At 63.4% G+C, this 19,756-nt stretch carries 17 protein-coding genes and 1 pseudogene; 11 read left to right on the top strand and 7 right to left on the bottom strand.

All coding sequences use genetic code 11. The annotated features are described in order from the left end of the window. The first annotated feature begins 122 nt into the window (after nt 1-122). From AE618_RS08525 to AE618_RS08515, 3 genes are read left to right on the top strand one after another with little or no spacing between them, the layout of a single operon-like run. Nucleotides 123-1,778 (top strand): flavin-containing monooxygenase, encoded by a 1,656-nt coding sequence (locus AE618_RS08525; RefSeq protein WP_054208643.1) that lies wholly within the window; start codon nt 123-125, stop codon nt 1,776-1,778. After that, entirely contained in the window at nt 1,669-2,781 is a 1,113-nt protein-coding gene (locus tag AE618_RS08520) for a Bug family tripartite tricarboxylate transporter substrate binding protein (RefSeq protein WP_156330177.1), read from the top strand. Before AE618_RS08525 ends, AE618_RS08520 begins: the two co-directional genes overlap by 110 nt. A gap of 53 nt (nt 2,782-2,834) precedes the next feature. Then, nucleotides 2,835-4,025, top strand: a complete 1,191-nt coding sequence (locus AE618_RS08515; RefSeq protein ID WP_197280723.1) for a CaiB/BaiF CoA transferase family protein — start codon at nt 2,835-2,837, stop codon at nt 4,023-4,025. Nucleotides 4,026-4,223: 198 nt separating this feature from the next. Here AE618_RS08515 and AE618_RS08510 read toward each other — a convergent pair whose 3' ends face one another. Beyond that, entirely contained in the window at nt 4,224-4,913 is a 690-nt protein-coding gene (locus tag AE618_RS08510) for a hypothetical protein (protein ID WP_156330176.1), read from the bottom strand. A 411-nt stretch (nt 4,914-5,324) separates the two neighbouring features. Between AE618_RS08510 and AE618_RS08505 the strand changes: the two genes are divergently transcribed. Together AE618_RS08505 and AE618_RS08500 are read left to right on the top strand one after the other, a co-directional pair. Then, nucleotides 5,325-6,323 (top strand): hypothetical protein, encoded by a 999-nt coding sequence (locus AE618_RS08505; RefSeq protein WP_054208639.1) that lies wholly within the window; start codon nt 5,325-5,327, stop codon nt 6,321-6,323. A 5-nt stretch (nt 6,324-6,328) separates the two neighbouring features. Next, nucleotides 6,329-6,508, top strand: coding sequence for a hypothetical protein (locus AE618_RS08500; RefSeq protein WP_156330175.1), 180 nt, complete (start codon nt 6,329-6,331; stop codon nt 6,506-6,508). Between the two features lie 137 nt (nt 6,509-6,645). On the opposite strand, the gene AE618_RS08495 is transcribed toward AE618_RS08500, so the two are convergent. Further along, nucleotides 6,646-7,611, bottom strand: coding sequence for a Bug family tripartite tricarboxylate transporter substrate binding protein (locus tag AE618_RS08495; RefSeq protein WP_054208637.1), 966 nt, complete (start codon nt 7,609-7,611; stop codon nt 6,646-6,648). Nucleotides 7,612-7,734: 123 nt separating this feature from the next. Between AE618_RS08495 and AE618_RS08490 the strand changes: the two genes are divergently transcribed. Continuing rightward, nucleotides 7,735-8,190, top strand: coding sequence for a MaoC family dehydratase (locus AE618_RS08490; RefSeq protein ID WP_054208636.1), 456 nt, complete (start codon nt 7,735-7,737; stop codon nt 8,188-8,190). A 6-nt stretch (nt 8,191-8,196) separates the two neighbouring features. Here AE618_RS08490 and AE618_RS08485 read toward each other — a convergent pair whose 3' ends face one another. The 4 genes from AE618_RS08485 to AE618_RS08470 are packed head-to-tail and all read right to left on the bottom strand — an operon-like array spanning nt 8,197 to nt 12,402. Then, a complete protein-coding gene (locus tag AE618_RS08485; RefSeq protein ID WP_054208635.1) occupies nt 8,197-8,967 on the bottom strand; it encodes an enoyl-CoA hydratase/isomerase family protein in 771 nt (256 codons plus the stop codon). 38 nt (nt 8,968-9,005) lie between these two features. After that, nucleotides 9,006-9,779, bottom strand: coding sequence for an enoyl-CoA hydratase/isomerase family protein (locus AE618_RS08480; protein WP_054208634.1), 774 nt, complete (start codon nt 9,777-9,779; stop codon nt 9,006-9,008). A gap of 29 nt (nt 9,780-9,808) precedes the next feature. Beyond that, nucleotides 9,809-11,299 (bottom strand): aldehyde dehydrogenase family protein, encoded by a 1,491-nt coding sequence (locus tag AE618_RS08475; protein ID WP_054208633.1) that lies wholly within the window; start codon nt 11,297-11,299, stop codon nt 9,809-9,811. Between the two features lie 47 nt (nt 11,300-11,346). Then, on the bottom strand, nt 11,347-12,402 hold the full coding sequence (locus AE618_RS08470) for an alcohol dehydrogenase catalytic domain-containing protein (RefSeq protein ID WP_156330174.1): 1,056 nt from the start codon (nt 12,400-12,402) through the stop codon (nt 11,347-11,349). A 137-nt stretch (nt 12,403-12,539) separates the two neighbouring features. Between AE618_RS08470 and AE618_RS08465 the strand changes: the two genes are divergently transcribed. From AE618_RS08465 to AE618_RS08445, 5 genes are all read left to right on the top strand, one after another. Further along, nucleotides 12,540-13,760, top strand: a complete 1,221-nt coding sequence (locus AE618_RS08465) for an ABC transporter substrate-binding protein (RefSeq protein ID WP_054208631.1) — start codon at nt 12,540-12,542, stop codon at nt 13,758-13,760. Between the two features lie 70 nt (nt 13,761-13,830). Next, entirely contained in the window at nt 13,831-14,922 is a 1,092-nt protein-coding gene (locus AE618_RS08460; protein ID WP_054208630.1) for an alcohol dehydrogenase, read from the top strand. Further along, nucleotides 14,919-16,376, top strand: a complete 1,458-nt coding sequence (locus AE618_RS08455) for an NAD-dependent succinate-semialdehyde dehydrogenase (protein WP_054208629.1) — start codon at nt 14,919-14,921, stop codon at nt 16,374-16,376. The genes AE618_RS08460 and AE618_RS08455 overlap by 4 nt, the downstream gene beginning before the upstream one ends. A gap of 35 nt (nt 16,377-16,411) precedes the next feature. Then, entirely contained in the window at nt 16,412-17,158 is a 747-nt protein-coding gene (locus AE618_RS08450; protein ID WP_054208690.1) for an electron transfer flavoprotein subunit beta/FixA family protein, read from the top strand. Then, nucleotides 17,158-18,090, top strand: a complete 933-nt coding sequence (locus tag AE618_RS08445) for an electron transfer flavoprotein subunit alpha/FixB family protein (protein WP_054208628.1) — start codon at nt 17,158-17,160, stop codon at nt 18,088-18,090. Before AE618_RS08450 ends, AE618_RS08445 begins: the two co-directional genes overlap by 1 nt. 126 nt (nt 18,091-18,216) lie before the next feature. Here the strand turns inward: AE618_RS08445 and AE618_RS08440 are convergent. Continuing rightward, a pseudogene (locus AE618_RS08440) lies at nt 18,217-19,572 on the bottom strand (IS5 family transposase). Nucleotides 19,573-19,756 lie beyond the last annotated feature (184 nt).

Raw genomic sequence — 19,756 nt, 5'->3', positions numbered from 1 at the left:
CCTTTGCGGATTGAGGACTAAAGCCAATCAGGGGTAATCGTCAAATGGTTTGACCATTGACTGGAATCGACCTACCGTTTCCCGCAATCGCGCAAAAAGCGCAGCGAGAACGGGAAACGGACATGGAGCAGCGGAAACGCGAGGCGCGGTTCAACGCCGAAATTTTGGACGTGGTCATCGTAGGAGCCGGCTTCGCCGGCCTCTACATGCTGCATAAGCTCAGGACGCTGGGCTTCTCGGCGAAAGTCTTCGAAGCCGCCGAGGATGTCGGCGGCACCTGGTATTGGAACCGGTATCCAGGAGCGCGCTGCGACGTCGAAAGCGTCCAGTACTCCTACTCCTTCGATCCTGCGCTGGAACAGGAATGGCGCTGGAGCGAGCGCTTCGCGACCCAGCCGGAAATCCTGCGCTACATCAACCACGTCGCCGATCGCTTCGATCTTCGGCGCGACATCGTCCTGAACACGCGGATCAAGGCTGCCGAATTCGATGAGAAGTCGGGCCATTGGACGCTAACGACGGCGGATGGAGCGGCGATCGAGTCCCGATTCTGCGTCATGGCGACAGGCTGCCTCTCGGCATCCCGCCTCCCGGCTATCGACGGTCTTGATTGCTTCGCGGGCGAGGTCCTGCACACCGCCCTATGGCCGCGCGAACCGTTCGACTTCACGGGCAAACGCGTCGGCGCCATCGGGACAGGATCATCCGGAATCCAGGCGATCCCGCTGATCGCCGCGCAGGCGCAACATGTCACGGTGTTCCAACGTACGCCGAATTTCAGCGTTCCGGCCCGCAACTGGGACATGACCGACGACTATGAGAGGTCTTGGAAGGAAAGCTATCCGGCCCTCCGCAAACGCGCCCGTGAATCCACCTGGTCCGGCACGCTGTACGAGTTCAGCGACAAGGGGGCGATGGAGGTCGACGAGGCGACGCGTCAGGCCGAATATGAGAGGCGCTGGCAGACGGGCGGCGCCAACTTCATGCACGCTTTCAACGATCTGCTGATCAGCGAGGCGTCCAATCAGACCGCTGCGGACTTTGTGCGTGGGAAGATCCGCCAGATCGTCCGCGATCCCAGGACTGCCGAAGCCCTGTTGCCGTTCGACCACCCGTTGGCCGCCAAGCGCATCTGCGTCGATACCGACTACTATGCGACCTACAACCGCGACAATGTCGAGCTGGTCGATATCCGCAACGAGCCGATCAACGCAATTACGCCCGAGGGGCTCAGCGCCGGTGGGCGTGACTACGCCTTCGACGTGCTTGTTTTTGCTACCGGCTTCGACGCGATGACCGGAGCTCTGAATGCGATCGATATTCGCGGAAGGGATCAGCGCTGCCTTTCCGACGAATGGAGAGACGGACCGAGAAGCTATCTCGGCCTGATGGTAGCAGGCTTCCCCAACCTGTTCACGGTAACCGGTCCAGGCAGCCCGTCCGTCCTCAGCAACATGATCGTGTCTATCGAGCAGCATGTGGACTGGATTGCTGAATGCCTCTGTCATCTGAACGAGGCGGGGCTCGATCTGATCGAAGCCTACTCCGGGGCGCAGACGGAATGGGGACAAGAAGTCAACGCCGCAGCCGAGCGCACGCTCTATCCCCGCGCTGGCTCCTGGTACATGGGCGCCAACATCCCCGGCAAGGCGCGGATGTTCATGCCCTATGTCGGAGGCTTGGGAAACTATCGCCGGATCTGCGCCGAGATCGCAGCTGACGGCTACCGGGGGTTCCGACTGCAAGGGATCCGCAGCGCGGCTGCAATGTCAGCCTGAGGGCAAATCGCGGAAAATGGGAGGAAGCAAAATGAAAAAGACTGTGATGAAACTGCTTGCCGTCGCGCTGCTGTCGGGGGCGCTGCCGATGGCCACGGCCGAGGCACAGGATTACCCTACGCGACCGGTCACAATCATAGTGCCGTTCCCGGCCGGAAGCGCGACCGATGCGGTCGCCCGCAAGGTCAGCGAGGGACTGCAACGGCATCTCGGCCAGGGCTTCATCATCGAGAACAAGGCCGGCGCGGACGGCATCATCGCCAGCCGGCAGGTCGCCGGCTCGGCGCCTGACGGCTACACCCTGCTCGTCACCACCAACACGACGCACTCGGCCAATCCGAGCATCTATCGCCAGCTCCCCTACGATCCGAAGAGGGATTTCACGCCGATCGGCGGGATCATTCGCATCCCGTTCATGCTCGCTGTTCGTCCTGGCTTCCCGGCAAGGGATTTCTCAAGCTTCGTCAAAGCGGCGAAGGAAGCCAATCCGCCATTGTCTTACGGCAGTGGAAACACCGGCGGGCGGGCCTCGGGCGAGTTGCTCAAGGCGCGCCTCGGCTTCGACATGACGCATGTGCCGTATCGCGGTTCGCCTCAGGCTATGACCGATCTGATCGGCGGCCGGATCGACGTGTTCTTCCCCGATCCAGCCAGCGCGCTCGGCATGATCCAGGAAAAGAAGTTCGACGTGCTGGCGGTGACCGGCCCAAAGCGCGTGCCGACGCTGCCCGATATTCCGACCTTGATGGAGCTCGGCGTGCCGGACTTCAACATTGTCGCGTGGGTTGCTGCCTTTGCGCCCGCGAAAACGCCGCAGCCAATCGTCGCGCGCCTGAACGAGGCCTTGAACACTCTGCTGCGGGAGCCGGACATGATCGCCTTCGTGAATCAAATCGGATCGGAAATCCTATCGACGACTCCAGCAGAGCTCGGAGCCTATGTCGACGAGGACGCAGCGCGATGGGTTCATCTCGTCGAGATCGCGAAAATCGAGAAGAAGTAAGGTCCCTCGGCGTCGCCGCTCGCGGCGCGCCCCGGACTGCGATGGAGGAATATGTGACCAAGCCACTGACGGGCGTGCGCGTCCTTGACCTGACGAAGGTCCTCGCAGGCCCTCTCTGCACGCAGTATCTCGGGGAAATGGGGGCCGAGATCATTAAGGTCGAGCCCGTGCAGCTCGGTGACGAGACGCGCGGCTGGCCGCCTTTCCGTGCGCCTGGGCTCGGCGCCGTGTACATGAGCGTCAACCGCAACAAGCGGAGCATTGCGCTCGATCTCAAGACCGAGCGCGGCAAGGCGATCGTGCATCGCCTCGCGAAAACAGCCGATGTCGCGATCGAAAGCTTCGGGACTGGAGTGGCCGAAAGGCTCGGAATCGATGCGGAGACGCTACGGGCGATCAACCCGCGCCTGATCCATTGCAGCATCTCGGGCTTCGGCCGCGAAGGGCCGTTGCGCGCGGCTCCCGGATACGACGTGATCCTGCAGGCCTTCTGTGGCGTCATGGCGCTGACCGGCGAGGAGGGAGGCAGCTATATCCGCAGCCCGATATCGCCGATCGATCAGATGACTGGCATGCACGCCCTTACCGGCATCCTGGCGAAGCTCTACGAGAGGCAGAATGGCGGGGCAGGCGGAACCGTCAACGTGTCGCTCTACGATACTGCCATGGGACTGATGGCCTACAATCTTCAGAGCTTCTGGGAGCGCGGGGTCCAGCCGAAGAAATGCGGCTCCAGCCACGAGTCGCTCTGTCCTTACCAAGCGCTTGAAGCAGCGGATGGCCCGATCATGATCGGCGTCGCAAACGATAACCTATGGAGAAAATTCTGCGCCGCCGCGGGACTTGATCAACTCGCAGACGATCCGGAGTTCCGAACCAACGCGGACCGCGTCAGAAACCGCGCCAGGACGCTTGAAATCGTTCAGGCCGCCCTCCTCACCAATACGGCGGCACACTGGTACGAGGTGCTCTCCAAAGCCGGAATTCCGTGCTCGCCAATTAATTCGATCCAGCAATTGCTTGATCACCCTCATACGCAGGCAACGGGAATGGTCATGACGTATGATCGGCCCGGGGTTGGCGACCTGCACGGGATTGCGCAGCCCGTTCGGTTCGATGGTCGAGTGGCTGAGCCCGGCTTGTCTCCACCCAATCATGGCGAGCACACCGAGGAGATTCTCGCTGAGCTGGGACTAACGCCAGGCGAGTTGGAATCTCTGGCGCCAGGTGAGGCCGCCGCGTAGCGAAGACCGCGGTCTCAGTTCTATACCGCGGTCACCCACCGCGTCCCCACCGCTCCATTTGGCGATGGCGTTGGGCAGGTCGAGCACCGTTCGGTATCGAGATTGTCTTGCAAGGATAGGCCAAGCCAAAGTGCGCAGCCCTATTTGATGTGGCCTGGTCGCGTTCGGCGACGTAGTCGCCTGATGGGCCAGGAGGATCTAGTCCCTCGGACCGAACGCCCGGCTGGCCAGGGAGATCGCTTCCTCGAGCTTCTTGCCCGTCAGGCTTGCCCATTCGTCGCCCAGGCTCCGCGAGGCCCCGCGTTGGCGGGCGAGATGCAGGCCAAGGCGGTCCTGCAGTGCCGCATCGAAGAGCTGGTCCCCGGGCAGGCTGAGCTGCTTCTTGAGACCGCGCAACGTGCGCCGCACGATCTGATAGCGGCCGATGGCGCTGGAGCCCCCGCCGGCGTACAGCGCAGCGTTTTTAGGGTGCGACAACATCACCGTCTGCAGAGCTTCGATCTGATCGAGGGTCAGGACCGTCAGGTCCTGCTCCATAGCCCTTGGCAGCCACCTGCCGTAATCGAGCGAGGTGGAATACCCGTCGTTCGCCTGGTTTGCCGTGCCCTCGCATTTCGCGATGTAGTTCAGGAGCGCTTTCTCCTGATCGGTGACGCGCTGCGCGAGGACATCTTGCGCTACGGGATCGACCGGATGCGCAACAGCCCGATTGTCATTCGCGGCCTTCAGGATTTCGTTGTCGTTGGCCGCGCGAACCCTGCGGTTATCGTTGGCCGCCGATCCGAGGAGGCTGTCTGCCTGCGGGACGAAGCTGAGCGCGCAAGCTGTCAGGAGGGCAATCACGAAGCCGCAGCCCACAAAGGAAGCGGCACGCGGGAAACTGTCCATCTTGGACCCCATTGGCCAGGGCCGAAGCTTGTTGCTTCGGGCGTTCGAGGCCGGGGACTCCCCGGCCGCCTCCGCGGCGCGGAAGGCCAGGGCAGGATCAGGGCGTGGACAGCTCGATTTTTCAGCGCGCCCTTCGGAATGAAACAGTCCGCGTTAGATGTTTCCCTTCGTGGTCTGGCGTGAAAAGAAAAGTGAAAAAAGAGCGAGAACGCCGACACGGCAGGGGTTGCCGTGGTGTTCCTCTAGCTGAACGAAATGAAACAGCGGCGTTCACTGGGGGTTCAGGCCATCGCTGCCAGCCTGTCAGCGCGATGATTTCGTTCCACGAAGCCCCTGAGCTGAAACAAGGCAATTCCGCTTGGGCACACGCGAACTATAATCATGTCACTGCCGCATCGACTGGAGGGTCAATTGACCAAGAAGCCCGGCGCGAACAAGTCTGAAGGCAATAGGGCCAATCTCGTTCTCAATGCCCGATCCGGCGTAAACTGGGCGCGCAACGTGAACGGCCGGAAGCGTTTTTCCTACCGCAGCTTCAGGCACAGCTTGGGTGCCGGCGCCCCCGCTATGACCTCGATCTATCGATTGGCAAACAGCCCCCTGGAAAAGCTGCTCGGGCCGCGCACGAAGTACGATGACATCGCCGGCCTTAATGAGCAGGCCATCAAGGCGATCTTTCCGACGGAGGCGTCGAGAGCGGCGATGCGGATGGAATGGCTCCTGCGCTCGGCGAGTTACAATCTGATCGAGCCTGCCCGAGCGATGCTCCTTCTCTCTGAGGCGGAGGGTGTTCTCGAACACCTGGACGAGAAGGCGAGCGGCAATGAGGAATGCCGGGTTGACTGGCTGTGCCGCTCCTCGCTCGGCGCGCAGATCCCGACCTATAAGGCTGGCGCCCCGAACATCAGCCCCGAGCGCAAGGTGCGCCTGTTCGAACAGGCGCAGACCCGGCTCGCCGAGTGCGCGGCTGAGCGCTTGCATGTCCTGAGAAACATCGAAGCCCCCTTCACTGAAAAGGCGGTCTCGGTGCGCATGGAAACACTGGCTTTCTTCGTCGAGTACAATCTGCGCAACCAGCGGCAGAGCAATCTCAAGGCGATGGCCGAACGCATCTCCGAACCCGTTGTCCTGAAGGCGGTAAAGCTGGCGACTGGGCGGCTGGGTGATCCCCGCATCCCCCTGAACTTCGCCGAAGCCGCCGGCTATGTCGCGATGATCGAGCACGGCGGCAAGGCTGACGCCTACAACAAGAAGGCCGAGGCCATGATCCAGCTGATGCTGGATACCGCGAACCACACCGGTCCGATTCGGGAGTTCGCCCCGGCCTGGATGCCGGAAGGCTATGATCTCTTCAAGACCCCCGAACTTGAGGCCGCAATCCGACTCATCGAAGCGAGCGAAAAGGAGTAATGCTGATGCCGACCCATCCCCGCCGTGTGCGCATCGCTATCGCACTGATCCTGAGCCTGGTGTTCGCGCAAGCGAGCGTGGCTCTTGCTGCGGCTCCGATTCATCTGACGGAACGCGGAAGCAAGGTCAGTTCCGATGGGGCGACGCTATTCGCCCGGGCGCCGATCCACGTGACCGGCGCTTAAGCCTAGCCCCACGACCTCATTGGTGCCTGATATCTGCCGTGAGCCCTTGGGCTCACGCCATTTCGATGCCGCGATTGGCGTCATTTTGGAAACCCATCTCGGCCGGTTTGCCACTCGATCTCGCGACGCGTCGCGACTCATTCGATGGAGACGCCAGCCGATTTGGCAATGGCCCTGAACTTGGCAGTTTCGGATTCGACGAAGGCGGCGACCTCGGCTGGCGAGGCGGGCTTGCTGGTCTCCGCACCCAACTCAGAGAAGCGCTTGTTCATCTGCGCGCTCCCCATCACGGCGTAGGTCTCCGCGTTGAGACGATCGACGATCGGCTGCGGCGTGCCTTTGGGGACGGCGATGACGTTCCAGGTATAGGTTTCATAGCCGCTCAACCCCGCTTCATGCATTGTCGGAGTGCCGGGCAGGAGCGATGAGCGCGTTTTCGTGCTCACGCCAATCGCTTTCAACTTGCCGTCGTCAACGAAGGGCGCTGCAGTCGTTACCTGATCGAAGACGAAGGAAACATTGCCGCTAATAAGGTCCGTCATCGCCGGAGCAGCGCCGCGATAGGGCACATGCACCATGTCGACCTTCGCCATCGACCGAAACATTTCCGCCGCCATGTGCAGCGTCGTGCCGTTGCCCGACGATCCATAGTTGTACTTTCCCGGATTCGCTTTCAGCAGAGCCAGCAGTTCCGGCAGGTCGTTAGCGGGCACAGAGGGATGCATGACGAGAACGAGCGGGGCGCTTCCTGCCATTGCAACAGGCACCAAATCCGCGGGCTTGTAAGGGAGCTTGCGATAGACGCCGGGGTTGATCGCGTACGCGACCGACGTGAACAGGACCATGTAGCCGTCGGGCTCGGACTTTGCGACCGCGTCGGTGCCTGACACAGAGCCGGCACCTCCACGATTTTCGACTACGACTTGCTGCTTCAAGCGCTCGGCCAAAGCGCCTGCGACGACCCTCGCCAGCACATCTGTGCCGCCTCCCGCCGCGAAAGGAACGATCATTCTTATCGGTCTTTGAGGATATTCCTGCGCCCTCGCGGCGACCGGACTCGCGAGCCCCAACAGCAGCACGGCAACGGCCGGGATCTTGATCATTGCAATCCTCCCTCTTGCCGGTTCCAGCCGGCATTCTTTATAGTACAAAGGTAGGACCATTATATTTTAGGGTCAACAATCAGAACGAGCCGGCGGCTCGAAAAAGCAAAGGGAGGCATTGAAATGGCGGGTTTATTTTTTGACGAGCTGACGATCGGGCAGGTTTTCAAGCATGAGATCCGGCGCACAATCACCGAGGCCGATAATGTCTGGTTCAGCGCATTGACGCACAATCCGGCCTATCTCCACCTCGATGAAGAGTATTGCCGAACTGAAACCGAGTTCGGCCAACGGCTGGTCAATAGCGCGTTCACGCTCGGCCTGATGGTCGGCATCTCAGTCGGAGACACCACGTTGGGTACCGCCATAGCGAACCTCGGTTGGGACGAAGTGCGCTTCCCGAAACCGCTCTTCCACGGCGACACAATCCGGGTTGAAACCGAGGTGGTTGATCTGCGGGAGAGCCGATCCCGGCCGGAAGCGGGGATCGTCACCTTCCTACATCGCGCATACAACCAACACGGCGACTTGGTCGCGCAATGCCGCCGGTCGGGCCTCCAGCGAAAGCGACCTTCTTAGGGGGCCTCAGCTGCCTTTAAACGCAGGCCGCCGCTTTTCCCGAAACGCTTGGATGCCTTCGCCGTGGTCTTCTGTCAGGAGATTGACGCCCTGCGCCCAGGCCTCGGCGTCCAGGAAGGTTTCCAGGCTAGGGGAATGCAGCAGCTTGAACATCTTCTTGGTCGTGCTGAAGGAGAAGTGCGGGCCGTCGACGAGTTCCTCGACATAGCGCTGCGTTTCGGCCTCGAGTTCGTCGTCCGGCACCATGCGCGTCACGAGACCGAGGGACAGGGCCTCCTCCGCTCCTAGTTTACGCGCGCGATAGACGAGTTCCTTGGCGCGCAATTCGCCGATCACCTTGGAGAGGAAGTAGATGGCGCCGCCATCAGGCGACAGCCCGACATTGCGGAATACCTGGGAGAACACGGCCGTCTCGGACGCAATGATCATGTCGCAGGCTAGCGCCATGCTCCATCCGATGCCGGCGACAGGCCCGCGGACGCTGGCGATCACCGGCTTCTCGATATTGGCGAGCGCGATGATCATGCGATGGGCGCGCTTCAGACGCTCGCGGCCGGTAACGGCCGTGAACTGTCCCATCGTCGTCGTGTCGCCGCTGGCGCAAAAGCCGCGGCCCGCTCCGCACAGAACCACGACTTTGACCGCCGGATCCCGATTCACCTGCCCGAAGATGTCGGGCATGGCCTCCTTCATTTCTTCGGAAAGCGCGTTGAGGCGTTCCGGCCGGTTGAGCCGGACCGTCGCGACCGGCCCGGAGATTTCGAGATCGACGTTCATGGATTGCTCCCAAGCGGTTCTGCAGGGCTCCGCGTCCTTTAGCGGCCCTTAAAATCAGCGGGGCGCTTCTCAGCGAAGGCGGCAGGCCCTTCCTTCGCATCCTCCGTGGACTGAAGCAGCCTCAGCACCATCTGTTCCATGCGCAAGCCGGTCGTGAGATCCATGTCGCGGCCGCGGATTGCGAGCTCCTTGGCGGCCTGGACGGCCAAGGGGGCGGCGGCGGCGATGCGGCGTGCATAGTCCTTCGCTGCGGACATGACCTCGCCGGCGGGCACGACCTTGTTGATCAAGCCCCATCGAAGAGCGGTCTGCGCGTCGATGGAGTCGCCTGTCAGCAGCATTTCCATCGCGATCGCATAGGGAAGCTGTGACAATACCCGCTGCGTGCCGCCATTGGCCGGGATGACGCCGCGCTTGACCTCGGCAAGGCTGAAGGTCGCGTGCTCAGCTGCGACCCGAAGGTCGGTGCCCATTAGCAGCGTCATGCCGCCGCCGAGGCACAGCCCGTTCACGGCGCAGATGACAGGCTTCCACACCTCGAGGCCGCGATTCAGCAACTGGTCGCGCTGGGTCAGCCACATCTGCGAGAATTCGGCCGGCTTTGCCACGAAGCTCTTGATGTCGGCACCGGTGGTGAAGGCGCGCTCGCCCGCCCCGGTGACGATCGCGACGCGGATGTCGATGTCGTCGCGGACCTTGATCCAGGCTTCGGACAGGGCGCGGTAGTGGTCGCCGTCCATCGCGTTGAGCCGCTCGGGGCGGTTGATCGTGATGATCGCAATTCCGTCCTCGACCTCGAAATCGATAGCCATTTCATAGTCCTCGGTAGAGCGGGCGGCGGTCAGCCCTGATTGATGTAGACGTTCTTCTGATAAAGGAACGCGTCGACGTGGTGGGGGCCGCCCTTGTTGCCGTAGCCGCTCATCCGGATGCCGCCGAAGCCGACAGACGGGTCGACGACGCCGTAGCAGTTGACCCAAACTGTTCCCGATTTGATGCCGTTGGCCATCCGCAACGCCGTGGACACGTCGCGGGTCCAAACCGCGCCACCGAGCCCGTAGATGGTGTCGTTCGCCATTCGGAGCGCGTCCTCGGCATCGTCGAACGGGATGACGGACACAACGGGACCGAAGACCTCCTCCCGCGCGATGCGCATGCCGTTCCCGACGCCGGAAAAGATCGTGGGTTCGATGAAGTAGCCGTTGGCCAGATCCCCTTGCAGGCGGTTGCCGCCGGCCGCGAGCGAGGCGCCCTCCTGCGTCGCCACGTCGATGTAGCCAAGAACGCGATCCAACTGCTTCTGGGAGATAAGCGGTCCCAGATTGACTGTGGGGTCGAGCCCGTTGCCGACGCGCAGGGTCTTGCCGAAGGCGGCGAGCCTCTCGACGAATTCTGCCTGGATGCCGCGCTGGACGAAAAGCCGCGAGCCCGCGTAGCAGACCTGGCCGCTGTTGTTGAACACCGCCATAGCCGCACCGGGGACGGCGACGTCGAGGTCGGCATCCGCGAAGACGACGTCGGGCGACTTGCCGCCCAGCTCCAGCTGCAGGCGCTTAATGTTGACGGTCGAGGCCTCGATGATCTTGCGTCCCGTCTCGGTCGAACCCGTGAAGGCGATGCGATCCACGTCCGGATGGCGGGCAAGCGCGTCGCCCGCCTCGGCACCATAGCCCGTCACGACATTGACGACGCCTTCTGGAAGCCCGGCCTCATAGAGAAGCTCGACCATCCGCAGCACGCTGAGGGAAGCGTCCTCCGCCGGCTTGAGAACCACCGTGCAGCCGGTCGCCAGGGCCCCGCCCAGGATCCACCACTGGCTGATCAGAGGTCCGTTCCAGGGAATGATTCCGCCGATGACGCCGACCGGCGCCTTGATCGACATCGTCGTGAAATTGCCGGGAAGCGAGTTCGGCAGGGTTTCTCCGGCGGTGTTGACCGCCTGGCTCGCATAATAGAGCGCCGCCTGGAGGAGGAACGAGCGGAAGGCCTTCGTCCGCGACAGCGGCGCGCCCATGTCCAGCGTTTCCAGCAGGGCGAGCTCGTCGAAATGCCGATCGATGAGATCGTGGACGCGCACCAACAAGGCTTGGCGCTGATAGGGAGTAAACGACTTCCACGGCCCCTCGAAAGCCTGCCTCGCGGAACGTACTGCATGCTCGACGTCCTCGGCCGATCCTTCGGCGAGATCGGCGAGCTTCTCGCCGGTCGCGGGATTGAAGGTCGCGAAGGTCCGCCTCGACCGCGACGGCACCATCCTGCCGTCGATCAGGTGGCCTTTGGCCGCGCCGGTCAGATATGGATGCGATACCGGAGGAGATGCGTGCGTATTCATGGGGCTTTCCACCATCAGCAGGAGTCCGGGACTGTCGGCGGTGCTGATCAGGGCTGCAGGACGACCCGTCCGATCACGCGCCCTGCCTTGAGATCCGCGAGCGCCGCCGGAGCGGCGGAAAGCGGCCTTTTGTCGAGCGGCGCGGCCGGCAACCCTTTTTCACGCGCCAATGCCACGAACTCGCGCAATTCGGCCGGGGAACCGGTGTAGCTGCCCTGGATCGTCAGTACCTTGAGTGGGAAAGTCGGCACGGGAAGGTCAATGGCGCCGCCGAACAGGCCCACGACGACCAGTTTTCCTGTTTTGTCGAGCGCGTCGACCGCGAGCTTGGCGGTGCTCCCGCTGCCGACGAGGTCGAGCACAGCCCAGACCGGCCCTCCGACAGCCTGTCTGATATCCTCGAGGGCGGATTCGCCGGGCGCGATGGCGGCGAGAGCCCCTGCTGCCAGAGCAGCTTCCCGCTTCGCGGCATCGAGTTCGACGACGACGACTCCGACCGAGCCGAGCATTCGGGCTACGGCTATGGCGATGAGTCCCAGGCCGCCGGCACCGACGACGACGATGGGGCGGCGCCCTTCCAACGGACCGAATTTCTTTAGCGCGCTGAAGGTCGTCAGCCCGGAACACACCATGGGAGCGGCGGCGATCGGATCGAGCTGACCCAAGTCGATCAGGTATCGCGGATCGGGCACATCGACGAATTCAGCGAAGCCGCCGTCGCGATTCACGCCGACGAAGCGTGGGTTGACGCAGAGATTCTCCAGCCCCTGCGCGCATTGCTCGCATTCGCCGCAACCGATCCAGGAGCAGACTAGGCAGACGTCGCCAACAGCGACGCCTTCGACATCCGGTCCGACTTCGACGACCTCTCCGGACACCTCGTGTCCCAGAGTCCGAGGGAATTTGATGCGCTCGGCAAACGAGATCTTCCTGCCGCCGCCGAGATCGTAGTGACCTTCGCAGATGTGCACGTCGCTGTGGCAGACGCCCGCGGCGATCACCTTCAGGCGAACAGAGCTTCCTGTGACCGGGAGCAGCTCGATGTCGGCCGGTTCGACCGATCCCCCGAACTCATTGATCTGATAGCAGCGCATGCGGCGCATTTCGAACCTCCCGTCGGCTTGTTTTCTTCAGGGGTAGGTCTCAAAGGTTGATGTGTCAATGGTAGGGCCATTGACTCTTTTAGCGCCTTGGAGAACCTTGAGCCCGCAAAATCAAAAACAAATCTCGGGAGGAATTGATGAGAGGATTTCGTTTTCCGCCGGTCCGGCTCGCCGTCACCGCCATTGTCGCGTGCGGCTTATCGATGGCTCAGGGCGCTCAAGCCCAGCCCGCGCCACCCTTGAAAATCGGCGTGCTGACCGACCAGTCCGGCGCCGCGGCCGACTTCTCCGGCCGTGGCACGGTCCTGGCGGCGCGCATGGCCATCGAGGATTTCGGAGGGCAGGTACTGGGCCGCCCCATACAGCTGCTCGACGCGGACCACCTCAGCAAACCCGATCTCGGCGTCGCCATGGCTCGCCGCTGGTATGACGAAGGTGTCGAAGCGATCTTCGACGTCGGGCTCACGAGCATTGCGATCGGCGTTCAGCAGCTGGCACGCGACAAGGACAAGCTCGTCGTCTTCCTGAGTACAGGCAGCACCGACATGACCGGGAAATACTGCTCGCCCAACGGAATTCACTGGACCTACGACACCTATTCCCAAGCGAATGGCGCGTTCCTGGCCTATGGCGGGTCGCCCAAGGACAGCTGGTACTTCCTCACGGTCGACTACGGCTACGGCATCAATCTTGAGCGCGACATCACCACCCGCGTCGTAGCCACGGGCGGAAAGGTGCTCGGCACCACCAAGCATTCGTTCGAGGCGACGGATTTTGCCTCCGATCTGCTGAAGGCTCAAACTTCACGGGCATCGGTGGTCGGACTGACGACCACCACGATGCACTCGGTCAACATGATGAAGCAGGTCGAGGAATTCGGGCTGCGACAGGGTGGTCAGAGGGTAGCGGCACCGGCTCTGACCTTCCACGACATCAAGGCCCTCGGCCTTCCCATCGCGCATGATTTGATGATCGTGGAAGCCTTCTACTGGGACATGAACGACGAGACGCGTGCGTTCGCGAAGAGGTTCTTCGAAAAATTCGGGCGAATGCCCAACATGAATCAAGCCAGCGCTTACGGAGCCGTCACACACTACCTGAAAGCGGTTCAGGCTGTCGGCGGCGCCGAGACGTCCAAGGTTCTCGCCAAGATGAAAGAAACCCCCGTCAACGACTTCATGACGAAGAACGCCGCAATTCGCGCAGACGGCCGGCTCCTGCGGGACATGTATCTCTTCCGGGTCAAGAAGCCTGCAGAATCGAAGGGCGAATGGGACCTTCTGGAGCTGGTCAAAACCTTGCCAGGCAAAGATATCTTCAAGGCTCCTGATACCGAGGCTTGCAGCCTCGTCCGGTAGTCGCCTCGGCCAACAGTCCGGGAGGCGATCACGGGATACGGCGCCTCCATCAGTCCCGGAGAACAATCCAATGCGCGCATGGGCCGTGGTGGAAAACAGGATGCCGCTGCAATGCATCGCGGTCGAGGACCCGGTGCCGACCGGCACCCAAGTCGTTGTCGAGGTGTCCCATTGCGGCGTCTGTCATTCGGACCTGCATTTCTGGGAAGGCTCGTACGACATGGGCGGGGGGCAGGTGATGCTGCTCAAGGACCGCGGCGTCACCCTGCCCAGGGCCATCGGCCATGAGATTACCGGGCGGGTCGTCGCCCTAGGTCCCGACGCCACGGGCGTGAGCGTCGGGGAAAGCCATGTCGTCTACCCATGGCTCGGCTGCGGGGACTGTGCGCGTTGCGCCGTCGGCGACGACAACCTTTGCATCCGTCAGCGCAGTCTCGGCGTGCTCGCCCATGGCGGTTTCGCCGAGCGAGTAGTCGTTCCGCATCCGCGCTATCTCGTTCCTCTCGAAGGGCTCGACCCGGCATGGGCCGCGACATTCGCCTGTTCGGGGATCACGGTCTTCTCGGCCATTCGCAAGGTCCGCCCGGCGAACCCGACCGAGCCGATCCTGCTCCTCGGCGCTGGCGGCCTGGGGCTGTCGGCGATCGCCATGCTGAAGGCGCTGGGACACGAGGCGATCATCAGCGCAGACATCAATCCCGAGGCGCGGAGTGCCGCGGCCGAACTCGGTGCTTCCCACGTCATCGACAGCGAGGCGTCGGACGCCGGGGCGCAGATCGAGGCGGCGGCCGGCGGAAAGGTTCTAGCCGCGATCGACTTCGTCAATGTGACCGCAACGGCGCAGCTCGCCCTCAACGCGCTGGGCAAGGCCGGTCAACTCGTACTGGTCGGCGTCGGGGGTGGTCAGATACCGATCTCCCTGGCGGGCATGGTGTTTCAGGCGAGGACCATCTCCGGCAACAATACCGGATCGCCCCAAGATCTCCGCGATGTTGTCGCGCTTGCCGCGGCAGGACGACTCCCGCGCATTCCACTCCAACTTATGGCGCGTGACCGAGCCAACGAGGCTTTGGAGCTTCTCCATGCGAACAAGGTTTCCGGGCGCATCGTCCTCGTTTCGGGCGACCCGGCGGCCGTAGACAGCAGTGAGAAAGCAGCATGAGTGCCTCGATACAGCCGTCCTCAAATGCTTACCGAGATGTAGATCTGCTTATCGCAGGTTCCCGACGCCCAGGACTCGATCGAATCTCGATCATCGACCCGTCCACGGAACAGGTTATCGGGTCGGTAGCAAAGGCTTCCGCTGCCGATCTAGACGAAGCGCTCGCTGCCGCGGAGGCCGGCTTTCGATTCTGGAAGCGCGAAGCCACTGCAAAGCGGGCAGAGGTGCTGATCCGTGCAGCGTCTCTCCTGCGCGAGCGTATAGATGAGATCGCGACCGATCTCACACGCGAGCAGGGCAGGGTGCTCGCTCAATCGCGATTGGAGATCGCGCTCTGTGCCGAGACCTTCGAGTGGTTCGCCGGCGAGGCGCTGAGAAACTACGGCCGCATTCTGCCTGCGCGCATAGCCGGCGCTCGCCAGATGGTGGTGCCCGAGCCGATCGGCCCGGTAGTCGCGCTGACGCCATGGAATTTTCCTGCGCTGCTGGCCGCCCGCAAGATCGCGCCGGCGATTGCGGCGGGATGCAGCGTCATTCTCAAACCAGCCGAAGAGACGCCGGCCTGCGCCTTTGCGCTGGGACAGGCTCTGCTTGACGCCGGTTTGCCGAAGGAGGTGCTGAGCATCGTCTTCGGCGATCCGGGGCAGATTTCTTCCCATCTCATCGACTCGGCGGTGATCCGCAAGATCACCTTCACAGGATCGGTGCCGGTCGGAAAACTTTTGGCCGCTCAGGCTGGCCGTCATGCCAAGCCCTGCACCCTCGAACTTGGAGGCCATGCACCCGTCATCGTAGCCGAAGATGCCGACGTGGCCGCTGCGGCCGCGATCTCGGCAATTGGGAAAACGCGCAACGCCGGGCAGGTCTGTACATCGCCGACCCGATTCTATGTCCAGCAGAGGATCCGTGACGAGTTCGTGGAGCGCTTTGCAGCCAATCTCAACGGCATCACCGTCGGCGACGGTCTCGATCCTTCCTCGGACATGGGAGCTCTGGCGAACGAGCGGCGACTGTTGGCGATGCAGGACATCGTGAACGACGCACGCTCGCGCGGTGCGGAGGTCGTGACCGGCGGAAACAGGATCGGCAATCGCGGCTACTTCTTCCAGCCGACCTTGCTGACGTCCGTCGCTGGCGACGCGCTTGCGATGCAGACCGAACCGTTCGGCCCTATCGCGATCGTGTCGACCTTCGACGATTTGGACGAGGGCATAGCTCTGGCCAACCAAAGCCCGGTCGGCCTGGCCGGTTACGCATTCACCCGTTCGGCCGGCACGGCTGTTCGCCTTCAGGAGGAGCTTGAGGTGGGCATGGTGGGGATCAATTCCTTCGCCGTTTCGCACACCGAGGCACCGTTCGGCGGCGTCAAAGATAGCGGCTACGGGTACGAAGGCGGACTAGAGGGGTTCGCCGGTTACGTTCACCACAAATACGTCAATCACGTCGGCGGCTGACGACCCGAACCTCGGACATCCTTGGAAAAATGGCGATGAAGATATTGGTGCCCGTAAAGCGGGTCGTCGACTACAACGTGAAGATCCGCGTGAAGGCGGACGGTTCGGGCGTCGAGCTCGCCAATGTGAAGATGTCGATGAACCCCTTCGACGAGATCGCGGTCGAAGAAGCGCTGCGGCTGAAGGAAGCGGGCAAGGCGACGGAAGTGGTCGTGGTTTCGATCGGCCCGGCGCAGGCCGCCGAGACGATCCGCACCGGCCTCGCCATGGGCGCCGACCGCGGCATCCTCGTGAAGGTCGACGGCACGGTCGAGCCCCTCGCCGTTGCCAAGCTCCTCAAGAAGGTGGTCGAGCAGGAGAATCCCGGCCTCGTCATCCTCGGCAAGCAGGCGATCGACGACGACTGCAACCAGACCGGCCAGATGCTTGCCGCCCTGCTCGGCTGGCCGCAGGGCACCTTCGCCTCCAAGGTCGCCGTCGGCGATGGCTCGATCGACGTCACCCGCGAGGTCGATGGCGGCCTGCAGACGGTCGGCCTGAAGCTTCCGGCGATCGTCACCACCGATCTGCGCCTCAACGAGCCGCGCTACGCCTCGCTGCCCAACATCATGAAGGCGAAGAAGAAGCCCCTCGACGAGACCACGGCCGAGACGCTCGGCGTCGACGTCGCCCCGCGGCTCAAGGTGCTGAAGACGGCCGAGCCTGCCGGCCGCTCCGCCGGCATCAAGGTGGCCAACGCCGCCGAACTCGTCTCCAAGCTCAAGACCGCCGGGGTGATCTGATGACCACGCTCCTGATCGCCGAACACGACAACGTCTCCGTCAAGGACGCCACCGCCAAGGCGCTGACCGCGGCGCAGGCCCTCGGCGCCCCCGTCCACATCCTCGTCGCCGGCCAGGGCGCCAAGGCGGCCGCCGATGCCGCTGCCAAGCTCGCAGGCGTCGAGAAGGTGCTGCTGGCGGACGACGCAGCCTACGGCCATGCGCTGGCCGAGCCGCTCGCGGCGCTGATCGTCAAGCTCGCGGATGGCTACGACGCCATCGTCGCGCCCTCCACGACCACCGGCAAGAACGTGCTGCCGCGCGTCGCGGCCGTGCTCGACGTGATGCAGGTCTCGGACGTCACCAAGGTCGTCTCGCCAGACACTTTCGAGCGCCCGGTCTACGCCGGCAACGCCATCCAGACGGTGCAATCCGGCGAGGCCAAGAAGCTGCTGACCATCCGCACCGCCTCCTTCCCGGCCGTCGGTGAAGGCGGCTCGGCCCCGGTCGAGGCAGTCTCTGCCGCCGAGAACCCCGGCTCCTCCAGCTTCAAGGGCGAGGAGGTCGCGAAGTCCGACCGTCCCGAGCTGGCCTCGGCCAAGATCATCATCTCGGGCGGCCGCGCGCTGGCTTCGGCCGAGAACTTCACCAAGGTGATCGAACCCGTCGCCGACAAGCTCGGCGCCGCCATGGGCGCCTCGCGCGCGGCGGTCGACGCCGGCTACGCTCCGAACGACTGGCAGGTCGGTCAGACCGGCAAGGTCGTGGCGCCCGAGCTCTACATCGCGGTCGGCATCTCGGGCGCGATCCAGCATCTCGCCGGCATGAAGGACTCCAAGGTCATCGTCGCCATCAACAAGGACGAGGAAGCGCCGATCTTCCAGGTGGCCGATTACGGCCTCGTCGGCGACCTCTTCTCGGTTCTGCCGGAGCTCACGAAAGAACTTGGGTAGCCTCTATGTTGGATTTTTCGAGCGACACCGACGAAATTACCCACTGCTCCGCATACCAATCTCATGCTTCAGCAAAGCATGTTCTGGCTGCGTTTTCAGGAGGTAGTCGTCCGTGAAGAACGGTGATCAGGCGCCTTGACGCGACATGGCTGGAGCGTTTGTGCCGGCGAGCCTGGTCAGGCTGAGGGCGCACAGAAGCCAGAGCCATTTGAGCAGGAGCCGGAAGTTGTAGCCGACGGCGGCGAGGACGGCGTTTGCGGCGTCGCCGTGGGAGCCGGCCAGGCGGTTGCGGGTCATGCGGTGCTCGTTCTTGAGGTGACCGATGACCGGCTCGACGGCGGAGCGGCGCCGGAGCTGGCGTTTGATGGCCGCGGTGACGCGCCGCTTCTGGCCCTGGATGAAGACTTTGAAGCGGTAGGGTTCGGGCGCGTTGTGGCCCTTGTAGCCGCGGTCGACGAGAAGGCGCTGAAGCGGAGCGCCGGTGCTCTCCTCGATCGCGGGGATGACGGTGGCGAGCGTGTGGCCGTCGTAAGGGGCTCCCGGCATGGCCTTCACATGGGCGACGAACTGGCCGCCCTTACAGCGGTCGAGCGGGGTGGCAACGGACACCTTGACGCCGAATTCGTAGGGCTTGTGGGCCTTGCCCTTGCCGATGCATTCGGTCTCGGGCGCGTGCAGCGAATAGATCTTCTGGCCGCGCTGGCGCCGGTCCTGGGCGTGGACCTGGCGGGCGAGCGAGAGCGGCAGGGCGAAGGCGGCTTCCAGGTCCGCCTCGCCCCGGATGCGCCGGCCGATATCGCGGATGACCCGGCCGAGCATGGTGCGGATCGCCTTGAGCGCCCGGTTCGCCCGGTTGAACTACTTGGCGTGGGCGTAGCGCTGGTGCGCGATCAGCGCGTGCGTGCCGACCCGCGCGTAGCTCTGGCGCAGATCGACGCCCGCCTTCTTCGCCAGGCGCACCAGGCGCTGGCGGGCTGTGTGCATCAGCTTGGCGTCGGTCGGGAAGGTGATCGCCTTCTCCTGCACCGTGGTGTCGATGATGACGCGGGTGAAGTCGGCGGGCTTGGCCGCACCGGTCTTGACGGCGACTGTCAGGCTTTCCTGCACGAGGGTGGCCAACCGCTCCTCGCCCATGCGCTGACGCCAGCGGGTGAGCGAGGAGCGCTCGAAGGTCAGTTCGTGCTGGAAGAACTCCTCGCCGCAAAAGAACTGGAAATACGGGTTCTCGACCCAGCGCTCGCACAGCGCCTCGTCGGACAGGTCGTGCATGTGCTTGAGGATGGCGAGCCCCGCCATCAGCCGCGTCGGCAGCGGCGGGCGACCGGCGGCGTCGGTGTAGACCGCGCCGAAGGACCGTTCCAGGAAGCTCCAGTCAATCGTCCGCGCCAGCCGAACCAAGGCATGGTCGAGGGCAATGATCTGGTCGAGCCGCGCACGGAACAGATCACGCTGACCGCTCTCCACCGGTTCCCTCGGCCGCATCCAAGCCCCTCCATCGCCGCCCATGACGGCGATGGAATCACGGTCTGACGCCCAGATCTGTCAAACGGCGCGCAATGTTGCCCCCCGATCGGCGTCCAATATTGACCCCTTGATGAGCTGTGGCGGTCAGGAGGCGGCGCGGCGGAGCTGGTTTGGGTTGCACAGCCGCGCCGGCTCCGGGTCG

The sequence above is a fragment of the Allobosea vaviloviae genome, assembly GCF_001298265.1.
GTDB classification, from domain to species: Bacteria; Pseudomonadota; Alphaproteobacteria; order Rhizobiales; family Beijerinckiaceae; genus Allobosea; species Allobosea vaviloviae_B.
This window is presented reverse-complemented; position numbering and strand designations above follow the sequence as displayed.